The organism is uncultured Nevskia sp. (genome assembly GCF_903885465.1).
Taxonomy (GTDB): Bacteria; Pseudomonadota; Gammaproteobacteria; order Nevskiales; family Nevskiaceae; genus Nevskia.
In genome coordinates this window covers 1-20,676 of the sequence record NZ_CAISIQ010000130.1, presented here as the reverse complement: position 1 = coordinate 20,676, position 20,676 = coordinate 1, and the positions used below count along the sequence as shown (strand labels likewise).

The following is a 20,676-nucleotide window of genomic DNA, read 5'->3' as shown; positions in this document are numbered from 1 at the left end:
CGAGGTGGACTATCATGCATCGCATATGCAGTGCATGAGGCTTTGCCGATGAAAACCGCCACCATTCCTTCGCTACGAGTCACGCCAGAACTGCGGGCCGCGGCGGAAAGCGTGCTGCGCGACGGTGAATCGCTGTCCAGCCTGGTTGAAGACGCGCTGCTTCAGCAGGTCGAACGCCGCCGTACCCAGCAAGCCTTCATCGCCCGGGGCCTTACCGCGCGCGATGAAGCGCGCAGCACGGGTGACTACGCGAGCAAGGACGACGTGCTGGCCTCGCTCGATGCCATCCTCGAGCAGTCGCGCCGCAAGCGGTGAGTCATCGCGTCCGCTTCACCCGTCACGCGCTGCAGGATCTGGAACGGCTGTTTTCGTTTCTGGCTGATCAGGATCTCGCCGCCGCCGAACGCGCCCGAGATGCCATCGCCAAGGCTTGCGCAATGCTGGAAGACTTTCCTTTCGCCTGCCGCAAGCCCGAAGCCGGCAACTCGTTTCTTCGCGAATTGCTGATTCCGTTCGGCGTTGCTGGTTATGTCCCGCTGTTCGAGATCGACGATCCCGAGACCGTCACCGTGCTGGCCGTGCGTCATCAGCGGGAAGACGATTACCACTAGGGCGGTGCTGCCGCGCGGTGATAAGTTCGGCGCTCCGCCGAACACAGTTTCGGCATCGGCCTTGACCCTGGGGAGGACAACATGGGACCGATCACGCCACGAACGCTGCTGGCTGCGCTGCTGAGCCTCGGGACGCTGCCGCTAGCCGCCGCATCGATCACCGACGTCTCGAACAACTACGTCTACACGACCGTCGACATGCCTGGCGCAGCTTCGATCACCGCGGTCAACGGCCTCAACGATTTCGGCCGTTTCGTCGGCGTCTATGACGATGCCGCCGGCAACTACCACGCTTTCCAGGGCCGGATTGGCGTTGCCAGCCTGGTGAAGGTCGATTACCCCGGCGCGGTGCAGACCTTTCTGATTAGCATCGCCAACGACGGCGCGATGGCCGGCACCTGGTTCGATACCGGCGGCGCCCAGCACGGCTTCGTGCTGCGCAACGGCCGTTACACCAGCATCGACATCCCGCAGGCGGCAGCGAAGACCACGGCCAAGTTCGAGCTGGGCGCGGGGCTGGGCTCGTCGGTCTATGGGCTCAACACGCTCGGTGACGTGGTCGGCCAGTACGCCGACAAGCGCAGCGTCGGCCACGGTTTCCGCTTGCGCAGCGGCATCGTCGAGACCATCGATGCGCCCGACGCCGGCAACGGACCGGGCTTCGATCTCGGCGGCACCAACGTCGTGCGCATCAGCGAAGACGGCACCATGGCCGGCTACTACCAGCAGCTGAAGCCGGCGTTGCGGATCGGCTTCGGCCGCCACGGCTTCGTGCTGCGTGGCGGTCGCTTCGAGATCGTCGACGCGCCGCAGGCGGTGTTCACCCAGGTGCTCGGCCTGTCCAACGACGGCTGCGTGACCGGCGTCTACGCCACGCTCGCCAGCCTGACCCTGGGCCGCGGCTTCGTCTATTGCGGCGGGCGTTACAGCCGCATCCTGCATCCGGACGGCTTCACCTCGACCTCGGTGGCCAGCCGCAACGTCAGCGGCGTGCTGAGCGGCGAATACGCCGGTGCCGACAACCGCACGCATGGTTTCATCGCCATGCCGAAGTAAGCGCCGCAGATTTGACGCTTGAATCGTTGGGCAGCGACCAAGAAATTTTGCTCTCGTCATTCCCGCGCAGGCGGGAATCCAGTTCTGATGCGGCGTGCTCGGGCCAAAACTGGATCCCCGCCTGCGCGGGGATGACGAGACTTATGTGTGGTTTAGCTTGAAAGCGCGCTAGAACGGAACTTGCACCCGCCCCCTCGAGGGCGTGCCGCAAATGCGTCCTCCTTTTTCCGGAGGACCGATGCCGATCGCGATCACCAACCTGCTGCAGTCGCTGCGTGGCCCTGACAGTGCCGCGCGGGGCCTGGGTGCGCCGCTGCTCTTGATGATCGTGCTGGCGATGATCGTGGTGCCGCTGGCGCCGTTCGTGCTCGATCTGCTGTTCACTTTCAACATCGCACTGTCGATCATCATCCTGCTGGCCGTCGTCTACGTGATGCGGCCGCTGGAATTCAGCGCTTTCCCGACCGTGTTGCTGCTGGTCACCTTGCTGCGGCTGGCGCTGAACGTCGCTTCCACACGCGTGGTGCTGCTGCACGGCCATCAGGGCGGGGCGGCGGCCGGGCACGTCATCGAAGCTTTCGGCAACTTCGTGATCGGCGGCAATTACGCGATCGGCTTCATCGTCTTCGTGATCCTGACCCTGATCAATTTCATGGTCGTCACCAAGGGTGCGGAGCGAGTCTCGGAAGTCTCCGCGCGCTTCGTGCTCGATGCCTTGCCGGGCAAGCAGATGGCGATCGATGCCGACATGAATGCCGGTTTGTTGACACGCGACGAAGCCAAGGCGCGGCGTGAGGAAGTACGCGAGGAAGCGGACTTCTATGGCTCCATGGACGGTGCCTCAAAGTTCATTCGTGGCGATGCCATCGCCGGCATCATGATCCTGTTCATCAACATCATCGGCGGCCTGTTCATCGGCACGCTGAACCACGGTCTCGGCATCGGCGAGGCACTGAAGAACTACACCTTGCTGACCATCGGCGATGGCCTGGTCGCGCAGATTCCGTCCTTGCTGATGTCGACCTCGGTGGCGATCCTGGTCACCCGCATGTCCAAGGCCGGGCAGATGGGTACGCAGGTGATCAGCCAGGTATTCGCCGAGCCGAAAGTGCTCGCCGTCACCGCCGGTGTGCTCGGCCTGGTCGGCATCATCCCGGGCATGCCGAACGGCGTGTTCCTGTGCCTGGCGGCGATCTGCGGCGGCGCGGCCTACATGACGGCGCAACGCACCAGGCAGAAGGCGAGGGCAGTGAAGAACGCGCCGCCGCCAGCCGCCGCCGCACCGGCCGAACTCGGCTGGGACGACGTGCAGCAGGAAGATCCGCTCGGCCTCGAAGTCGGCTACCGGCTGGTGCCGCTGGTCGATGCCAAGCAGGGCGGCGAGCTGATGGCGCGGATCAAGGGCGTGCGCAAGAAGCTGACTCAGGAACTCGGTTTCCTGGTCCAGCCGGTGCACATCCGCGACAACCTCGAACTCGCGCCCAGCGCCTACCGCATCACCTTGCATGGCGTGCCGGTGGCCAGCGGCCAGGTCTACCCGGATCGCGACATGGCGCTGAATCCGGGCCGTGTATTCGGCACCGTCGAAGGTATCGCCACCAAGGACCCGACCTTCGGTCTCGATGCCGTGTGGATCGAACGCGGTGCCCGCGATCACGCCCAGACGTTGGGCTACACGGTGGTCGATCCGGCCACTGTCGTCGCCACGCATCTGTCGCAGATCGTCAAGGACCACAGCCACGAATTGCTCGGCTTCGATGAAGCCCAGCAGCTGCTCAACGCGCTCGGCAAGAGCGCGCCGAAGCTGGTCGAGGACCTGGTGCCGAAGGTGTTGTCGCTGTCGGCTTTCGTTCGTGTGCTGCAGACCTTGCTCGCCGAGCGCGTGCCGCTGCGGAACCTGCGCGGCATCGCCGAAGCGCTGGCGGAAGCGGCGCCGCGCAGTCAGGAACCCGTCGTCCTCGCGGCCGCGGTACGGGTTGCGCTGTCTCGCCAGATTGTTCAGGAAATCAATGGTCTGGAGCCGGAGCTGCCGGTTCTGACCTTGGCGCCGGCGCTGGAACGCGTCCTGCAGGAAAGCCTGCAAGGAGGTAGCGCAGTGCTGGAACCAGGACTCGCCGAACGGATGCACCAGTCGCTGTCGGACCAGGTGCGCCGCCAGGCGCAGAACGGCCAGCCCGCGGTGCTTCTGGTGCCGGCAGGCCTGCGGCCCTGGCTCGCGAAATTCACGCGTCAGTCGCTGCCGGATCTGCATGTGCTGGCCTACAACGAAGTACCGGAAACCAAGCAGATCCGCCTGATTGGCGCGATCAGCTAAGGCGTCAAGAACGGAGTCTTTGACCGATGAAGATCAAGCGGTTCGTGGCGAAGAACATGCGTGAGGCCATCCGCATGGTTCGCGAAGAACAGGGGCCGGATTCGGTGATCCTGTCGAATCGTCGCGTGCAGGGCGGCATCGAAGTGGTGGCCGCCGTCGATTACGACGAAGCGCTGATGCAGCAGTCGCTGCGTCGCGGCGCGCAGCCGGCGGATGCCATCGAGCCGCCGCTGCCGGAACCGAAACCAGAGCCGTTGATGACGCCAGCACCGGGCAGCGATCGCGTGCCGCTGGATATCCTGCTGGCTGATTTCGGCGATACGGAAGTGGCACCGGCGCCACGGCCATCTGCGCTTATCGGCAGCTATGCACCTGCCCCGATCAATAGCCCGATCCCGATGCCGCGCAGCCAGGCGGCTTCGCTCAGCTATGCACAGTCCGGCAATCAGGCCTTCGCGGTCAGCGCCCAGCCGGGCACTGCACTGGCCTCCCACGAATTCGTCGAACTGCAGCGCGAGCTGGGCGGCATGCGCCGCATGCTGCAGGAACAGCTGGCCGGCATGGCCTGGAACGATCTGCGCCGCCATCATCCGCAGCGCTACACGGTGCTGAAGACGCTGACCGATCTCGGCCTTGATGCACCGCTGGCCCGCGAGATCGCCGAACAACTGCCGGAAACCACCAGCGCCGAACGTGCCCGCTTCCTGCCGCTGGGTCTGCTGGCCCGGCGCATTCCGGTCGCCCAGCACGATGTGGTGCTCGAAGGCGGTGTGATCGCCCTGGTCGGTCCGACCGGCGTCGGCAAGACCACGACCATCGCCAAGCTCGCTGCCCGCTACGCAGAAGCCCATGGCCTGCGCGACATCGCGCTGGTGGCGATGGATCACTACCGCATCGGCGCTGCCGAACAGCTCTACACCTACGGCCGCCTGCTCGGCGTGCCGGTTTACACGGTGACGCCGCAGCAGAGCCTGCGCGACACGCTGGCCAAGCTCTCCGATCGCAAGCTGGTGCTGATCGACACGGTCGGCATGAGCCCGCGTGATGGCGCGCTCGAACAGCAGGTGCAGATGCTCGGCGAAGCCAGCACGCGCCTGAAAGCCTTCCTGACCATTGCCGCCACCAGCCAGTCCGGTGACCAGGACGAAGTAGTGCGCCGCTTCGGCGGTATGGGCCCCGGTAGCAGGATCGCCGGCTGCGTCCTTTCCAAGCTCGACGAAACCACGCGCATCGGCGGCGCACTCAGCGCAGCCATTCGCCACCAGTTGCCGATTGCCTATGTGACCGACGGTCAACGCGTGCCTGAAGACCTGCAGGTGGCCCGCGCCGATCAGCTGGTCATCCGCGCCCAACAACTCGCCCGAGCAACCCCGATGGATATCGATGAAGAAACGATGGCCATGCGCTTCGCATCGAGCATGGCCAACGGTTTCACCCCTGGTTTCGATGGCGGAGTTCAGGCACATGTCTAAGCTCGAGCTTTCCGGCCACGGCACTACGGCCGTGCTTGATCAGGCTGCCGGCCTGCGTCGCCTGAAGCCGGCCCAGCCGGTGCGGGTGATCGCGGTCACCAGCGGCAAGGGCGGCGTCGGCAAGACCAGCGTCTCGGTCAACCTCGCGGTGTCGATGGCACTCGCCGGCCGCCAGGTGATGCTGCTCGACGGCGATCTCGGCCTGGCCAATATCGATGTGATGCTCGGCCTGCAGCCGAGCTACAACCTGGCCCACGTGCTGGAAGGCAAGTGCCGCCTCGAAGACACGCTGATGACCGGCCCGGCCGGTGTGATGATCGTGCCGGCATCCAGCGGCAAGCGGCACATGGCCGAACTGAGCGCCGTCGAGCACGCCGGCCTGGTGCGGGCATTCTCCGAGCTTGATCGACCGCTCGATGTGCTGATCATCGATACCGCTGCCGGCATCGCCGATTCGGTGATCACCTTCAGCCAGGCGTCCCAGGAAGTGATCGTCGTGGTCACCGGCGACCCTACGTCGCTGACCGATGCCTATGCGCTGATCAAGGTGCTGAACCGCGATCACGGCGTCGAGCGCGTGCAGGTACTGGCCAACATGGTCCGTGATGCCGGCGAAGCGCAAAGCGTTTACGAAAGCTTGCGCAGGGTCGCCGAACGCTTCCTCGACATCACCCTGAGCTTCATCGGTGGCATTCCCAACGATGACTGGCTGAAGCGCGCGGTGCGTCGCCAGCGCACCGTGGTCGAGGCCTATCCGAACTGCCCGGCCTCCGAAGCCTTCCGCCAGCTGGCCCGCAAGGCCGACAGCTGGGGCATGCCGACCGGCGCCCGCGGCAATCTGGAGTTCTTCGTCGAGCGTCTGGTCCATTCGCCGCTGCCGCGCCTGGCACCACCGCCCGCGCTGGTGGGAGCTGCGTCATGACCGCCATGCCTCCGGTGCAGGCCTATGCCCGCAGCAGCGGCGCGGCCGTGGTCAATGAAGCGGCGCTGGTCAGCCAGCATCTCGATCTGGTCAAGCGCATTGCCTGGCATCTGGCTGCGCGCCTGCCGGCCAGCGTCGATACCGATGATCTGGTGCAGGCCGGCACCATCGGCCTGATCGAAGCCGCGCGCCATTACAGCGGCGATCGCGGCGCCAGCTTCGAAACCTATGCCGGCATCCGCATCCGCGGCGCGATGGTCGACGAACTGCGCCGGGGTGACTGGGCGCCGCGCTCGGTGCATCGGCGCATGCGTGCGGTGTCGTCGGCGATCCGCGCCATCGAACAGGAATCCGGCCGCGAAGCGCGCGATTCGGAGATCGCCGAAAAGATCGGTGCGTCCCTGAGCGAGTACCACGAGATCGTTCGCGATGCCACGCAGTGCCAGGTGCTGTCGATGCACGGCGGCGCCAACGATGACGACGACGATCGCGACTACGAAGTGGCGGACAGCGCCGCCACGCCGTATGACGCCGTCGAACAGGCCGCGTTCATGACCGCCCTGACGGTGGCCATCGGCGAACTGCCGCCGCGCGAAAAGCTGGTCATGTCCCTGTACTACGACGAAGAACTGAACCTGCGCGAGATCGGCCAGGTCATCGACGTCACCGAATCCCGCGTCTGCCAGCTGCATGGCCAGGCGTTGTTGCGCCTGCGCGCCCGCCTCAGCCAGTGGCGCGACAGCCGCAGCGAAGCCAAGCCCCGCAAGCGTCGCGCCGCAACACCCGTCAACTGAACCCGAGCAAGCAAGCATGGACAAGAACCTCAAGATCCTGATCGTCGATGACTTCTCGACGATGCGTCGCATCGTCAAGAACCTGCTCACCGATCTCGGCTACACCAACACTGCCGAGGCCGATGACGGCAAGACCGCCTGGCCGATGCTGCAGGCCGGCGGCTTCGATTTCGTGGTCACCGACTGGAACATGCCGGGCATGACCGGCATCGACCTGCTGCGTGCGATCCGCGGCGACGACAAGCTGAAAAGCCTGCCGGTGCTGATGGTCACCGCCGAAGCCCAGCGCGACCAGATCATCGACGCCGCCAAGGCCGGCGTGAACGGCTACATCATCAAGCCATTCACGGCGCTGACCCTGAAGGAAAAGCTCGACAAGATCTTTCAGCGGTTCGAGCAGGCGGCGTGAGCGCCGTCGTAGTGAATATTCACGCGAGAACCGTCGAGCGCGAAGCGCCGACGATTCCCGATCGTGCCGAATACATCGGCCGGCTGCGCGAGCTGCTGTCGGCACTCGAAGCCGACGATCAGGGGCTGTTCGAAGCGCGCCTGAATCAGCTGATGCGGCTGCGTGAGGAAGGTCTGTTCGTCAACCTCGCCAAGCTGACCCGCGAGCTGCATCAGGCGGTCAAGGATCTGAACTTCGACGATCGCCTGCAGCAGCTGGCCGGCAGCGAATTGCCGGATGCCTGCCTGCGGCTCGATTACGTGGTCAAGCTCGGCGAGGACGCCGCTCATCGCACGCTCGATGTCTGCGACGACAGCCGCGTGCTGCTCGATCGCCTGAACGGCTGCGTGGTTTCGCTCGACGATATTCGCGAGCGCCTGCCGATGGTCAGCCAGCAGCCGTTCAGAGCGCTGACCGTGGCCAACGACATCGATCAGGTCGAGTACACGATGCGCGAGATCGGCGCCGGCTTGCGCGGCCACTTCTCGACCATCGCCCAGGCCCAGGAATACCAGGACCTGAGCGGCCAGGTGATCCGCCGGGTGATCACCCTGGTGCACAACATCGAAGGCGCCTTGATCACCTTGCTGCGCGCGACCAACGAAGGCCAGCGGACCCCGGCATCGCCGACGGTCAGCGCCAATGGCGAGCTGGCCGGCCCGGCAGTGCCAGGACTGAGCAGCGGCGGCCAGAGCCAGCAGGACGCGGATGCCCTGCTTGCCCAGCTGGGCTTCTGAGCGGACTCCCGGAAAGACAAGACCATGAGTGGCATAGACGACGACATCCGGGCCGACTTCCTCACCGAGGCCGGCGAGTTGCTGGATCGGCTCGGCGAACAGCTCGTCGATCTGGAACGGACACCGGACGATCGCGAACTGCTGAACGCCGTGTTCCGCGCCTTCCATACCGTGAAGGGCGGCGCCGGCTTCTTGAATCTGACGGCGATGGTCGCGCTCTGCCACATCGCCGAGGAAGTGTTCGGCATGCTGCGCGCCGGCCAGCGGCAAATGACCCCGGAGCTGATGGACGCGACCATGCAGTCGCTCGATCAGCTGGTATCGATGATGGCCGAGGTTGCCGCCGGCAATGAGCCGACGCCGGCACCCGATGCGCTGCTCGCTGCGCTGCGCGCGCATGCCCAAAAGGCTCCATCGGCGCCGCCGGTCGCAGTGGTCGCGCCGAAAGCCGCCGCTCCCAAGCCGAAGGCACGCAAGCCGGTGAAGGCTGCGCCCGCCGCCGATCCGAACACGATTTCCGATGACGAGTTCGAAGCGCTGCTAGATGAACTGCACGGCAGCGCTCCGGTGAAAGCCGTCAGCACGGCACCGGTTGCGGACGCGATCAGCGAAGACGAATTCGAAAAACTGCTGGACCTGTACCACGGCAACGGCGCGCCGGGGGCGGCGATTCCCGTCGTTGCACAGGGTTTTGATTCTGTGAAGATGGCGCCCGACGCAAAGCCCGCTCCTGCCGCGAAAGTGGAAGCCAGCACGTCGACGGCCGAAACCACGGTGAGAGTCGACACCACCCGCCTCGACCAGATGATGAATCTGGTCGGCGAGCTGGTGCTGGTGCGCAATCGTTTGAAGACCTTGCGCGGCAAGCATGCAACGGCGGAAGCCTTTTCCAAGAGCGTTGGCGAGCTCGATCACATCACCCGCAGCCTGCAGGACGCGGTGATGAAGATCCGCATGCAGCCGATCAAGAAAGTGTTCTCGAAGTTTCCCAAGCTGGCGCGCGATGTCGCGCGCGGCCTCGGCAAGCAGGTCGATGTCGAGCTGATCGGCGAAGACACCGATCTCGATAAAAATCTCGTCGAAGCGCTGGCCGATCCGCTGGTGCACATGGTGCGCAACAGCGTCGATCACGGCATCGAACTGCCGGCAGCGCGTGCGGCAGCCGGCAAGCCGGCGACCGGCAAGCTAGTGCTTGCAGCCGTTGCCCAGGGCGATCACATCCTGATTTCGGTGCGCGATGACGGCGTCGGCATCGATCCGGAAAAGCTGCGCAAGAAGGTCGTCGAGAAGGGCCTGATGGATGCCGCGCTCGCCGCGCGCCTGACCAGCGACGAATGCCTGCAGCTGGTGTTCATGGCCGGCTTCTCGACCAAGGAACAGGTCTCCGATCTGTCCGGCCGCGGCGTCGGCATGGACGTGGTCAAGTCGAAGATCGTGGCGCTCAATGGAAGCGTCAGCATCGAATCGAAGATCGGCCAGGGCAGCTGCGTGAAGCTGCGCGTGCCGCTGACCCTGGCGATCCTGCCGGCGCTGATGGTTGCCGTCGGCCAGCGTCTGCTGGCGCTGCCGCTGGCCGATGTCTTCGATGTCTTCGCGCTCGATGAAACCCGCCTGCGCCGACTCGATCAGTGGCAGGCGGTGCTCTATCGCGACAGCACCTTGCGGCTGATCGATCTGCAGCAGTGGAGCAATGCCGAAGGCCCGGGCAGTGACTCGCCGCGCCACGTCGTCGTCGCGCAAGCGAATGGCGAGCGCTACGGTTTCATCGTGCACACCGTGAAGGCCCGCGAGGAAGTGGTGATCAAGCCGCTCGGCCTCGGCCTGCGTGGGCTCGCCGGTCTGGCCGGTGCGACGGTGACTGGCGAAGGCCGGGTCGCCTTGATCGTCGATTTCCCTGGCCTGGTGCGCGCCTGGTCGACACGGCTGCACGGCACGCCGGTGTTCTGATGGATTTCCTGAGCATCATCGGTTTCGTGCTGGCGATGATCGCGCTGATCGGCGGCTCGATCCTCAAGGGCAGTGGCGTCGCCGCGCTGTGGGGGCCGGCGGCGTTCGTCATCGTCATCGTCGGCACCCTGGCGGCGATCACCATGCACACGCCGATGGCGACTTTCAAGCGCGGCATGCAGATGGCGAAATGGGTGTTCAAGCCGCCGCATGCCGATGGCCCGGCGCTGATCGCCAAGATCGTCGAATGGAGCAACAGCGCCCGCAAGCAGGGTCTGCTGGCGCTTGAAGGCGCGGTGAATAGCGAGACCGATCCGTTCATCAGGAAGGGCCTGCAGATGCTGGTCGACGGTGCCGAGCCGGAGGTGATCCGCTCGACGCTCGAAGTATCGGTGTCGACGCGAGAGCATTTCGATCTCGCGGGCGCCAAGGTCTGGGAAGGCATGGGCATCTATGCGCCGACCCTCGGCATCATCGGCGCGGTGATGGGCCTGATGGCGGTGATGCAGAACCTCAACGATCCCTCGAAGCTCGGCCACGGTATTTCCGCCGCGTTCGTCGCCACCATCTACGGCATTGCTTCCGCGAACCTGTTCTTCCTGCCGATGGCTTCGAAGCTGAAAGCGACGGTGGCCGATCAGGTGCGCACCCAGGAAATGATCATCGAAGGCCTGATCTCGATCTCCAACGGCGAGAACCCGCGGAACATCGAGGTGAAGCTGTCGGGCTTCCTGCACTAGGCGCGGCAGACATGGCCCGCAAGCGAGGACACGAGGAACACGCCAACCACGAAGCCTGGGCGATCCCCTATGGCGATCTGGTGACCTTGCTGCTGGCGCTGTTCGTGGTGCTGTATTCGATGTCCTCGGTCAACGAAGGCAAGTACCGCGTGCTTTCCGATTCGCTCAACGAAGCCTTCGGCGGCAAGCCGCGGGCGGCACAGCCGATCCAGATCGGCGATCAGCCGCCGCGTGGCGACAAGCCGGCCCTTATCAAACCGCTGCCGAAGATGGCCACGCCGCCGCTGAAAGTGCTGTCCACCGGCAAGCCGGCTGGCGAGCTGCAGCTGATGGCCGATCAGGTGCACAAGGCAATGGCCGACCTGATCGACAAGAACCTCATCCGCGTGCGCCGCACCGAGCTGGCGCTGGAAATCGAGATCGGCACCGACATCCTGTTCGCCAGTGGTGTCGCCGATGTCTCCACTGCCGCACGGCCGGTGCTGGCGCGGCTGGCGGCGATCCTGGAACCGTTCCCGAACAGCATCAGAGTCGAAGGCCATACCGACGATCTGCCGATCGCGACCGTCGCCTATCCCTCCAACTGGCAGCTGTCATCGGCACGCGCGGCAAGCGTGGTGGCGCTGTTCATGGGGCAGGGCATCGCGCCGGTGCGGATGAGCGTGGCCGGCTTCGGTGAGTACCGGCCGCTGGCCTCGAACGACAGCGCCGACGGCCGCAACCGCAATCGCCGCGTGCTGATCGTCATCCCACGCACCGAGCCGCCCACGGTCACCGCCGCTTTCGATGATGGCGATGCCAGCGATCCATCGACGACACCGCTTGCACAGCAGCTCGCCCCGGCCATCGGCCATGGCATCGACAGCAGCAGCTTGCGGCCGACAGCCAATCAAGACCTCGCTGCCGCCACACTGACGCCAGACCCGAAAACAACGCCATGAATATCCGCCCCGCCCAGGACGCCTCCAACCGCTGGGTCACTTTCGAACTTGCCGGCCAGCTCTACGGCCTGGAAATTCTCAAGGTGCAGGAAGTGCTGGCCGATGCCGAAATCGAATCCGTACCCGGCGCACCGAGCATGATTCTCGGTGTCATCAACCTGCGCGGCTCGATCGTGACGATGATCGATCTGCGTCGCCGCCTCGGTCTGGCGCCACGCACGCTGGAGGCGCCGGTCTGCTGCGTGGTCGTCGATTGCAAGGGCGATGGCCGCAGCGAGTCCAGACGCGAACCTGTCGGCCTGCGAGTGGATCGAGTCGTCGACGTGCGCCGCATTGCCGATGCCGCGATCAAGCCGGCACCGGTCACCGGCGGGCAAAAAACGGCAGCTGCGTCCGCCGTGCTCGGCGTGCTCAGCCGGCCGGGCGAAATGCTGACCCTGCTCGATGCCGATCGCCTGGTCACGGGACTCGAATCACCGCTGGCCCATGCGGCCTGAATGCTCCGCCGACAAGCCGACACCGGCCGGGGAACAGGACTTGCCTGAACAGTCTGCAATCCAGGGAATCCAGCCATGAACGCAGCAGCGGCCGAACATGCCGTCACCCATCGTCCGAAAGCCGCCAGACGCTCGCCGAAGGCGGCCGTCAGGCAAGTGCTCAAGCTCGACGCCGATCTCGGCATCGAGCAGACCGCCGCGCTGCGCGAGCAACTGGCCGCTTGTATCGACGATGTCGAACCGGTGGTGTTTGCGGCCGGTGAGGTGCAGCGCCTGCACACCGCCAGCCTGCAACTGCTGCTGATGTTCTGCCGCAGCCGCCAGGCCGCCGGCCACGCCACCGTCTGGCGCGATCCTTCCACTTCCCTGCAGGCCGCCGCGAAAGTGCTCGGCCTTGCCTCACTACTCCAGGTTGATCCCTCATGAGCCAGCGCGTACTTGCCGTCGATGATTCCGCTTCGATGCGCCAGATGGTGGCGTTCACCCTGAAGGCCGCTGGCTACGACGTGGCCGAAGCCGAAGACGGCGCGGTGGCGCTGAAGCTGGCGCAGACCGAGAAATTCCGTCTGGTGCTGGCCGACGTCAACATGCCGAACATGGACGGCCTGACCCTGGTCAAGAACCTGCGCACGCTGGCCGACTACAAGTTCACGCCACTGCTGATGCTGACTACCGAATCGACGCCGGAAAAGAAGGCCGAAGGCAAAGCTGCGGGTGCCACGGGCTGGCTGGTGAAGCCATTCAATCCGGATCAGTTGATTGCGACGATTCAGCGGGTTTTGAGCTGAAGTAACGACGCCCCTGCTGGTCTCTCCTCTCCCCTCGCGGGGCCAGAGCATGCCTCTGGCGGCTGGGGATGAGGGACGCTGCTCAATGGAGTAGTGATCTCAATCGATGAGAGCCGTCCCTCACCCAACCCTCTCCCGGAGGGAGAGGGCTTTTTGCGCTGTGCTCGTGGATAGACCGAGCCGCTGCTGCAAGCTTGTTCAAGCCCTGATTTCAACTTCCATCGCGTCAAGGATTTGTCTTCGCGCTTCTGGAACACGGCTTGCCTGTTTGCCTGCAGAACCCGCTTAGCGACGGCGCCCGAGGCGCTTTCGCCTGCGCCACCTGCAGCCGGCAGCGAACGAGACAGGCCCATGACGCATCTCCCTTTGTCCTTCTGTGACGGTACGCAAGAGAGCCGCGCGTGAGCATTGATCTCGAACGCTTCCACAAGAGTTTCTTCGAGGAAAGTTTCGAAGGGCTCGATGTCATGGAGCAGGCGCTGCTGGCGCTGAACATCTCGGCCGCCGATGCCGAAACGATCAACACCATCTTCAGGGCTGCGCACTCGATCAAGGGCGGTGCGGCTACGTTTGGCTTCGCCAGCGTCGCCGACTACACGCATGGCGTGGAAACGCTGCTGGACCAGATGCGCAGCGGCAAGCGCCAGGTCACCAAGGCCGATGTCGATCTGCTGCTGAGAGTCGTCGACGTGTTGCGCGGCCTGCTCGGTGCGGCGCGTGACGGTACCGCGTTCGACGCAGCAGCGGTCACGTCGACACAAGCCGAAATCGCGCTGGCGCTTGCTGGAGCAGCGCCTGTGGCGGTCGCCGCCATCAAGCCCGCGATCGTCGCCGCGCCAACGGGCTGGCTGATCCGCTTCGAGCCGAAGGCCGATCTGTTCCGCAGCGGCAACGATCCGTTGCGGATCATTCGCGGGCTCGATGCGTTGGGGCCGATGGATGTGGAAGTGGATACCGCCGGCCTGCCGTCGTTCGCCGATGCCGACGCCGAATCCTGTTACCTGGCCTGGACCCTGCGCCTGCATGGCGATGCCACGCGCGGTGAGGTGGAGGAACTGTTTTCCTGGGTCGAGGACGAGTGCCGTCTGCTCATCGAGCCGCTGGCTGCCGCGATCAGCATCGATGCTCCGGCGCTTGCCAAAACGGTGGTCAGCATCGAGCCGGGCAAGCCGGCGCTGGCGCTGGTCAAGTCAGCCGAGCCTGCGAATTCGACCGCTGCCGCGACGCCGCGCCAGGGCGATGCCGGTTCGATCCGAGTCGGCACCGAAAAGATCGATACGCTGATCAACCTGGTCGGCGAGCTGGTGATCACCCAGGCGATGCTGACCCAGCGCGCTGCCGATCTCGATCCGGTGCAGTACGAAAAGCTGCTCAACGGCTTGTCCCAGCTCGATCGCAATACGCGGCTGCTGCAGGAAGCGGTGATGGCCACAAGGATGCTGCCGATGGAAGCGGTGTTCAGCCGCTTCCCGAGAGTGGTGCGCGATCTCGCCACCAAGCTCAACAAGCAGGTGCGTCTGGTCACCGTTGGTGAGCAGACCGAACTCGACAAGTCGGTGATCGAGAAGATCACCGATCCGCTCAATCATCTGGTTCGCAACAGTCTCGATCACGGTCTGGAAACGGCGGCTGATCGCATCGCCAAGGGCAAGGACGCCACCGGCACCATTCGCCTCAGCGCCTCGCATCAGGGCGGCAATATCGTCATCGAAGTGTCCGATGACGGCCGGGGTCTGGATCGCGCCCGCATCCTCGCCAAGGCGCAGGAGAAGGGCATTGCCTGCAGCGAGACGATGGCCGATGCCGAGGTCTGGCAACTGATCTTCGCGCCTGGTTTCTCGACCGCCGAACAGGTCACCGATGTCTCCGGCCGCGGCGTCGGCATGGACGTGGTCAAGCGCAACATCCAGGCGCTGGGTGGCTCGGTGGATCTGTCATCGCCGGCCGGCAGCGGCACGCGGGTGATCATCCGTCTGCCGCTGACCCTGGCCATTCTCGATGGCATGTCGGTCGCCGTCGGTGAGGACGTCTACATCCTGCCGCTGGGCTCGGTGATCGAATCGCTGCAGCCGCTGCCGGAGCAGGTCAAGCGCATGGCCGGGCAGGGCACCGTGGTCCGCGTGCGCAACGAATATCTGCCGCTGATGGATCTGCGCGAATGGTTCGGCCTGCCCGGCCAGCGCCGCCTGCCACAGGACGCGATCGTGGTCATCGTCGAATCCGAAGGCCGGAAGCTGGCGATGCAGATCGATGAACTGGTCGGCCAGCAGCAAGTGGTGATCAAGAGCCTGGAGGCGAATTACCGCCGGGTTCGCGGCGTTTCCGGCGCGACGATTCTCGGCGATGGCCGGGTGTCTCTGATCATCGATGTCGGCGCCATCGTGCGGCTGTCCAGCCAGTCGGCCGCGGCCTGAAAGAAATGCGACGCCAGACCTGGCGCTCCACCCACAGTATCCCGAGAGTCATCCCATGAACACTGCAGCAGGCGAATACGCCGCGATCAACGCACAGGCCGATGGCAATGGTCAGCCCAACGAGTTCCTGACCTTCACGCTGGGCGACGAGGAGTACGGCGTCGACATCCTCAAGGTGCAGGAGATTCGTGGCTACGACACCGTGACCCGCATTCCCGATGCGCCGGATTTCATCAAGGGCGTGATCAATCTGCGCGGCACCATCGTTCCGGTGATCGACATGCGGATCAAGTTCCGGCTCGGCAAGGTCGAGTACAACTCGTTCACGGTGATGATCATCCTGAACGTCGCTCGCAGAGTCGTCGGCATGGTCGTCGATGGTGTTTCCGACGTCATGCAACTGACACCCGAACAGATCCGTCCGGCGCCGGAATTCGGCAGCGCGGTGAACGCCCGCTTCATCACCGGTCTCGGTGCCTTCGATCAGCGAATGCTGATCCTGATCGACATCGAAAAGCTGCTGTCCGGCGCCGACATGGCGCTGATGGCCGGCCCCGAAGCGCAGTCGCAGGCGCTCCAGTAACAAGCCCTGCAAATCATCTGACAAGCCCGTTTTCCGGCACCCCGCGCGGGAACCGGAATTGCAGAAACCCGACGACACCTGTCCCTGTCTCTCATTCAGGACCCGACTCATGAAATTCCTCGATTCCCTGTTCTCCCGCTCAGCCGACCGTAAGCGGATCGCCGATTACGCCTGCCGCATCGAGGCCATCGACAAGGTGCAGGCGATCATCGAGTTCTCGCTCGACGGCCAGGTGCTCACCGCGAACCAGAACTTCCTGGCGCTGACCGGCTACCGGCTCGACGAGATCGTCGGCCAGCATCATTCGTTGTTCGTGACGCCGGAAGAACGCGCCAGCATCGACTACCGACTGTTCTGGGAAAAGCTCGGCAAGGGCAACTTCGATTCCGGCCAGTACCGGCGCATTGCCAAGGGCGGCCGCGAGGTCTGGATCCAGGCCACTTACAACCCCGTGCACGGCCCGGATGGCAAGCTGGTCAAGGTGGTCAAGTTCGCCACTGACATCACCGAATCGAAGATCAGGGCAGCCGATTACGAAGGCCAGCTGAACGCCATCGGCAAGGCCCAGGCGGTGATCGAATTCACGCTGGGCGGCAAGGTCATCCAGGCCAACGACAACTTTCTGAAAACCGTCGGCTACACGATCGAGGAAGTGCGCGGCCAGCATCATTCGATGTTCGTCACGGCGGAGCAGAAGAACTCGATCGACTATCGCCTGTTCTGGGAAAAGCTCGGCCGTGGCGAGTACGACGCCGGCCAGTATCGCCGCGTCGGCAAGGGCGGCCGGGAACTCTGGCTGCAGGCTTCCTACAACCCGATCTACGGCCCGGATGGCAAGGCCTTCAAGGTGGTCAAGTACGCCACCGACATCAGCGAAGCCAAGCTGAAAGCCGCGGACTACGAAGGCCAGCTGTCGGCCATCGGCAAGTCGCAGGCGGTGATCGAATTCTCGACCAGCGGCAAGATCATTCACGCCAACGACAACTTCCTGAAAGCGGTCGGCTACACGCTCGATGAAGTCCGCGGCCAGCATCACAGCCTGTTCGTCACCGCAGCGGAAAAGGACAGCGAGGCCTATCGGACTTTCTGGGACAAGCTCGGCCGCGGCGAATACGATGCCGGGCAGTATCGGCGGATCGGCAAGGGCGGCCGCGAAATCTGGATTCAGGCCAGCTACAACCCGATCCTCGATCCTTCGGGCAGGCCGTATAAGATCGTCAAATACGCCACCGACATCACTGAAGCCAAGCTGCAGGCGGCGGATTTCCACGGCCAGATCGCGGCGATCGGCAAGGCCCAGGCGGTGATCGAATTCTCGCTGGACGGCCGCATCCTCAACGCCAACGACAACTTCCTGGCAGCCACCGGTTATCGGCTGGACGAGATCAAGGGCCAGCATCATTCGATGTTCGTCGACACCGCCGAGCGCAACGGTGCGGAGTACGCCGCGTTCTGGGTCAAGCTCGGCCGTGGCGAATACGACGCGGGCCAGTATCGTCGCGTCGGCAAGGGCGGCCGCGAACTGTGGCTGGAAGCCAGCTACAACCCGATCCTCGATCCGGCCGGCCGGCCGTTCAAGGTGGTCAAGTACGCCACCGACATCACCGATGCCAAATTGCGCGCCGCCGACTACACCGGCCAGCTGAATGCGATCGGCAAGGCCCAGGCGGTGATCGAATTCACGCTGGACGGCAAGATCGTCCAGGCCAACGACAACTTCCTCAATGCACTCGGCTATCGCGCCGATGAGGTGGTCGGCAAGCATCACGCGATGTTCGTCGACCCGCTGACCCGCAGCAGTGCCGAGTACGCGAATTTCTGGGCCAAGCTCGGCCGCGGCGAGTATGACGCCGGCCAGTACAAGCGCATCGGCAAGGATGGCCGTGAGGTCTGGATCCAGGCCAGCTACAACCCGATCCTCGATCCGTCCGGCCGGCCGTTCAAGGTGGTCAAGTACGCCACCGACATCACCGCCGCGAAGATGCAGGCGGCCGATTACGCCGGCCAGCTGGACGCGATCTCCAAGGCCCAGGCGGTGATCGAATTCACCCTCGATGGCAAGGTGGTGCACGCCAACGAAAACTTCTGTAACGCGCTCGGCTATCGGCTGGACGAGATCAAGGGCCAGCATCACTCGCTGTTCGTCGATGCCGCTGCACGCAACAGCCCGGAGTACACGCAGTTCTGGACCAAGCTCGGCCGCGGCGAGTTCGATGGCGGCATCTACAAGCGCATCGCCAAGGGCGGCCGCGAAGTGTGGATCCAGGCCACCTACAACCCGATCATCGGGCCGGACGGCAAGCCGCTGAAGGTGGTCAAGTACGCCACCGACATCACCGAAGCCAAGCTGAAGGCGGCGGTCTACGAAAGCCAGCTCGACGCCATTTCCAAGACCCAGGCGGTGATCAAGTTCACGCTCGACGGCAAGATCATCGACGCCAATCAGAACTTCCTCAACGCCACCGGTTATGCGCTCGACGAGATCGTCGGCAAGCATCACGGCATGTTCGTCGACCCGGCGCTGCGGGGCTCTTCCGAGTACAAGCAGTTCTGGGAAAAGCTCGGCCGCGGCGAAGCCGAAACCGGCCAGTACCGCCGCTACGGCCGGGATGGCCGCGAGCTCTGGCTGAACGCGTCCTACAACCCGATCGTCGATGCCGCCGGCCGCCCGACCCAGGTCATCAAGTACGCCACCGACATCACCGCGCAAAAGGTGAAGGACACCGATGCCGCCGGCCAGATGGCTGCTGTCTACCGCGCCCGCTGTGCGATCCAGCTGACCCTCGATGGCACCATAACGCTGGCCAACGACAACTTCTGCCGCGCCACCGGCTACACCGCCGAAGACCTGATCGGCCGTCACCACGACATGCTGCTGGAGCAGACGCCGCAGGCGCTTGCCGAAGGCCGCGAACTGGTGGCCCGGATCAATCGCGGCGACAGCCCGAACGGCCAGTTCAAGCGCATCGGCAAGGACGGCAAGGTGGTCTGGTTCCAGGCCAACTACAACTCGATCCTCGATCTCGCCGGCAAGCCCTGCAAGGCCGCGATCTTCGCCACCGACGTCACCGATCAGGTCAACGCCCAGCTGGCGCTGAACCGCGCGGTGGAGCAGACGCAGGCGGTGGCGATGGCGGCCAAGGAAGGCGATCTCACCCAGCGCGTGCCGCTGGACGACAAGTCCGGCCAGATCCGCGAGCTGTGCGGCGGCGTCAACGCGCTGGTCGAGAACATGGCCAGCGTCGTCACCCGGATCAAGGATTCCACCGAAGCGATCAATACCGCGGCACGCGAGATCGCCAGCGGTAACAGTGATCTTTCGGCACGCACCGAGCAGCAGGCCGCTTCGCTCGAAGAGACGGCCAGCTCGATGGAAGAGCTGACCTCGACGGTGAAGCAGAACGCCGAGAACGCTCGCCAGGCCAATCAGCTGGCGCTAGGTGCCTCGGATGTCGCGCTCAGAGGCGGCAAGGTGGTCGGCGAAGTGGTCGGCACGATGAGCGATATCCAGGCGTCGTCGAAGAAGATCGTCGACATCATCAGCGTCATCGATGGCATCGCCTTCCAGACCAACATCCTGGCGCTGAACGCGGCAGTCGAAGCAGCACGCGCCGGCGAACAGGGCAGGGGCTTCGCGGTGGTGGCAGCCGAAGTGCGCAGCCTGGCCCAGCGTTCCGCCGGTGCCGCGAAGGAGATCAAGAGCCTGATCGGCGATTCGGTCGAGAAGGTCGGCAACGGCACGCGCCTGGTCGAGAACGCCGGCAAGACCATGGAAGAGATCGTCACCAGCGTGAAGCGGGTGACCGACATCATGGCCGAGATTTCCGCGGCTTCGCAGGAGCAGAGCCAGGGTATCGAACAGGTCAACCAGACCATCACCCAGATGGACGAAGTGACCCAGCAGAACGCCGCGCTGGTCGAGGAAGCCTCGGCCGCCGCCCGCTCGCTGGAAGCGCAGGCCAACGGCCTGAGCGAAGCGGTGGCCGGCTTCCGGGTCAGCGAGCGCGATGCTGAAGTGATGCCGCGCGCATCGGCCCCGATGACCACCACCGTACCGCTGCGCGCCGCTGCGCGACCGAAGCCGGCACCGCGTCGTACCGCGGCTGCTCCGGCACCGGCGCGAGCTGCCGGTGGCGAACAGTGGACCGAGTTCTGAGGCTTCCGAAATGAGCCTTGCAGCCACCCACGTCGATAACGGCGAAGTTGGAGACGAACGTGACTTCAACTTCACCGCCCGCGATTTCGAGCGCGTGCGGGGGTTGATCCACGCCAAGGCCGGCATCGCGCTTTCGGAATCGAAGCGCGACATGGTCTACAGCCGCCTGGGCCGGCGGCTGCGGGCCTTGTCGCTCGACAGCTTCAAGGCTTATCTCGATCAACTGGAAGCGCGCAACGATGCCGATGAATGGCAG

General features: G+C 64.6%; 18 protein-coding genes and 1 pseudogene. All 19 read left to right on the top strand.

The window, feature by feature from the left end; translation table 11 throughout:
• Positions 1-48: 48 nt before the first annotated feature.
• Entirely contained in the window at positions 49-315 is a 267-nt protein-coding gene (locus tag QZY06_RS04780; protein ID WP_295680890.1) for a YlcI/YnfO family protein, read from the top strand.
• Positions 312-611: a type II toxin-antitoxin system RelE/ParE family toxin gene (locus QZY06_RS04775; protein WP_295680888.1), complete on the top strand. Its 300-nt coding sequence runs from the start codon at positions 312-314 to the stop codon at positions 609-611. Before QZY06_RS04780 ends, QZY06_RS04775 begins: the two co-directional genes overlap by 4 nt.
• Before the next feature lie 81 nt (positions 612-692).
• Positions 693-1,667, top strand: a complete 975-nt coding sequence (locus QZY06_RS04770; protein WP_295680886.1) for a hypothetical protein — start codon at positions 693-695, stop codon at positions 1,665-1,667.
• A 238-nt stretch (positions 1,668-1,905) separates the two neighbouring features.
• Entirely contained in the window at positions 1,906-3,981 is a 2,076-nt protein-coding gene (gene flhA, locus QZY06_RS04765) for a flagellar biosynthesis protein FlhA (protein WP_295680884.1), read from the top strand.
• A 26-nt stretch (positions 3,982-4,007) separates the two neighbouring features.
• Entirely contained in the window at positions 4,008-5,453 is a 1,446-nt protein-coding gene (gene flhF, locus QZY06_RS04760) for a flagellar biosynthesis protein FlhF (RefSeq protein WP_295680881.1), read from the top strand.
• Entirely contained in the window at positions 5,446-6,375 is a 930-nt protein-coding gene (locus QZY06_RS04755; protein WP_295680879.1) for a MinD/ParA family protein, read from the top strand. The genes flhF and QZY06_RS04755 overlap by 8 nt, the downstream gene beginning before the upstream one ends.
• A 5-nt stretch (positions 6,376-6,380) precedes the next feature.
• Entirely contained in the window at positions 6,381-7,169 is a 789-nt protein-coding gene (locus QZY06_RS04750) for an RNA polymerase sigma factor FliA (RefSeq protein ID WP_367275563.1), read from the top strand.
• 16 nt (positions 7,170-7,185) lie between these two features.
• Entirely contained in the window at positions 7,186-7,578 is a 393-nt protein-coding gene (locus QZY06_RS04745) for a chemotaxis response regulator CheY (protein WP_022975055.1), read from the top strand.
• A complete protein-coding gene (locus QZY06_RS04740; RefSeq protein ID WP_295680874.1) occupies positions 7,575-8,354 on the top strand; it encodes a protein phosphatase CheZ in 780 nt (259 codons plus the stop codon). The genes QZY06_RS04745 and QZY06_RS04740 overlap by 4 nt, the downstream gene beginning before the upstream one ends.
• Before the next feature lie 24 nt (positions 8,355-8,378).
• Complete coding sequence (locus QZY06_RS04735; protein WP_295680871.1) at positions 8,379-10,301, top strand: chemotaxis protein CheA; 1,923 nt, start codon at positions 8,379-8,381, stop codon at positions 10,299-10,301.
• Positions 10,301-11,041 (top strand): flagellar motor protein, encoded by a 741-nt coding sequence (locus QZY06_RS04730; protein ID WP_295680868.1) that lies wholly within the window; start codon positions 10,301-10,303, stop codon positions 11,039-11,041. The genes QZY06_RS04735 and QZY06_RS04730 overlap by 1 nt, the downstream gene beginning before the upstream one ends.
• A gap of 11 nt (positions 11,042-11,052) precedes the next feature.
• Positions 11,053-11,982, top strand: coding sequence for a flagellar motor protein MotD (motD, locus tag QZY06_RS04725; protein WP_295680865.1), 930 nt, complete (start codon positions 11,053-11,055; stop codon positions 11,980-11,982).
• On the top strand, positions 11,979-12,479 hold the full coding sequence (locus QZY06_RS04720; RefSeq protein ID WP_295680863.1) for a chemotaxis protein CheW: 501 nt from the start codon (positions 11,979-11,981) through the stop codon (positions 12,477-12,479). The genes motD and QZY06_RS04720 overlap by 4 nt, the downstream gene beginning before the upstream one ends.
• Positions 12,480-12,554: 75 nt before the next feature.
• A complete protein-coding gene (locus tag QZY06_RS04715) occupies positions 12,555-12,905 on the top strand; it encodes a lipid asymmetry maintenance protein MlaB (RefSeq protein ID WP_295680861.1) in 351 nt (116 codons plus the stop codon).
• On the top strand, positions 12,902-13,267 hold the full coding sequence (locus QZY06_RS04710) for a response regulator (RefSeq protein ID WP_022975062.1): 366 nt from the start codon (positions 12,902-12,904) through the stop codon (positions 13,265-13,267). Before QZY06_RS04715 ends, QZY06_RS04710 begins: the two co-directional genes overlap by 4 nt.
• Positions 13,268-13,668: 401 nt before the next feature.
• Entirely contained in the window at positions 13,669-15,681 is a 2,013-nt protein-coding gene (locus QZY06_RS04705; protein WP_295680859.1) for a chemotaxis protein CheA, read from the top strand.
• Positions 15,682-15,736: 55 nt separating this feature from the next.
• On the top strand, positions 15,737-16,264 hold the full coding sequence (locus tag QZY06_RS04700) for a chemotaxis protein CheW (protein ID WP_295680857.1): 528 nt from the start codon (positions 15,737-15,739) through the stop codon (positions 16,262-16,264).
• Between the two features lie 109 nt (positions 16,265-16,373).
• The gene (locus QZY06_RS04695; protein WP_295680855.1) at positions 16,374-20,420 is read left to right on the top strand and encodes a PAS domain S-box protein; all 4,047 of its coding nucleotides are present in this window, start codon (positions 16,374-16,376) and stop codon (positions 20,418-20,420) included.
• A 10-nt stretch (positions 20,421-20,430) separates the two neighbouring features.
• A pseudogene (locus QZY06_RS04690) lies at positions 20,431-20,676 on the top strand (chemotaxis protein CheR); the annotation flags it as partial.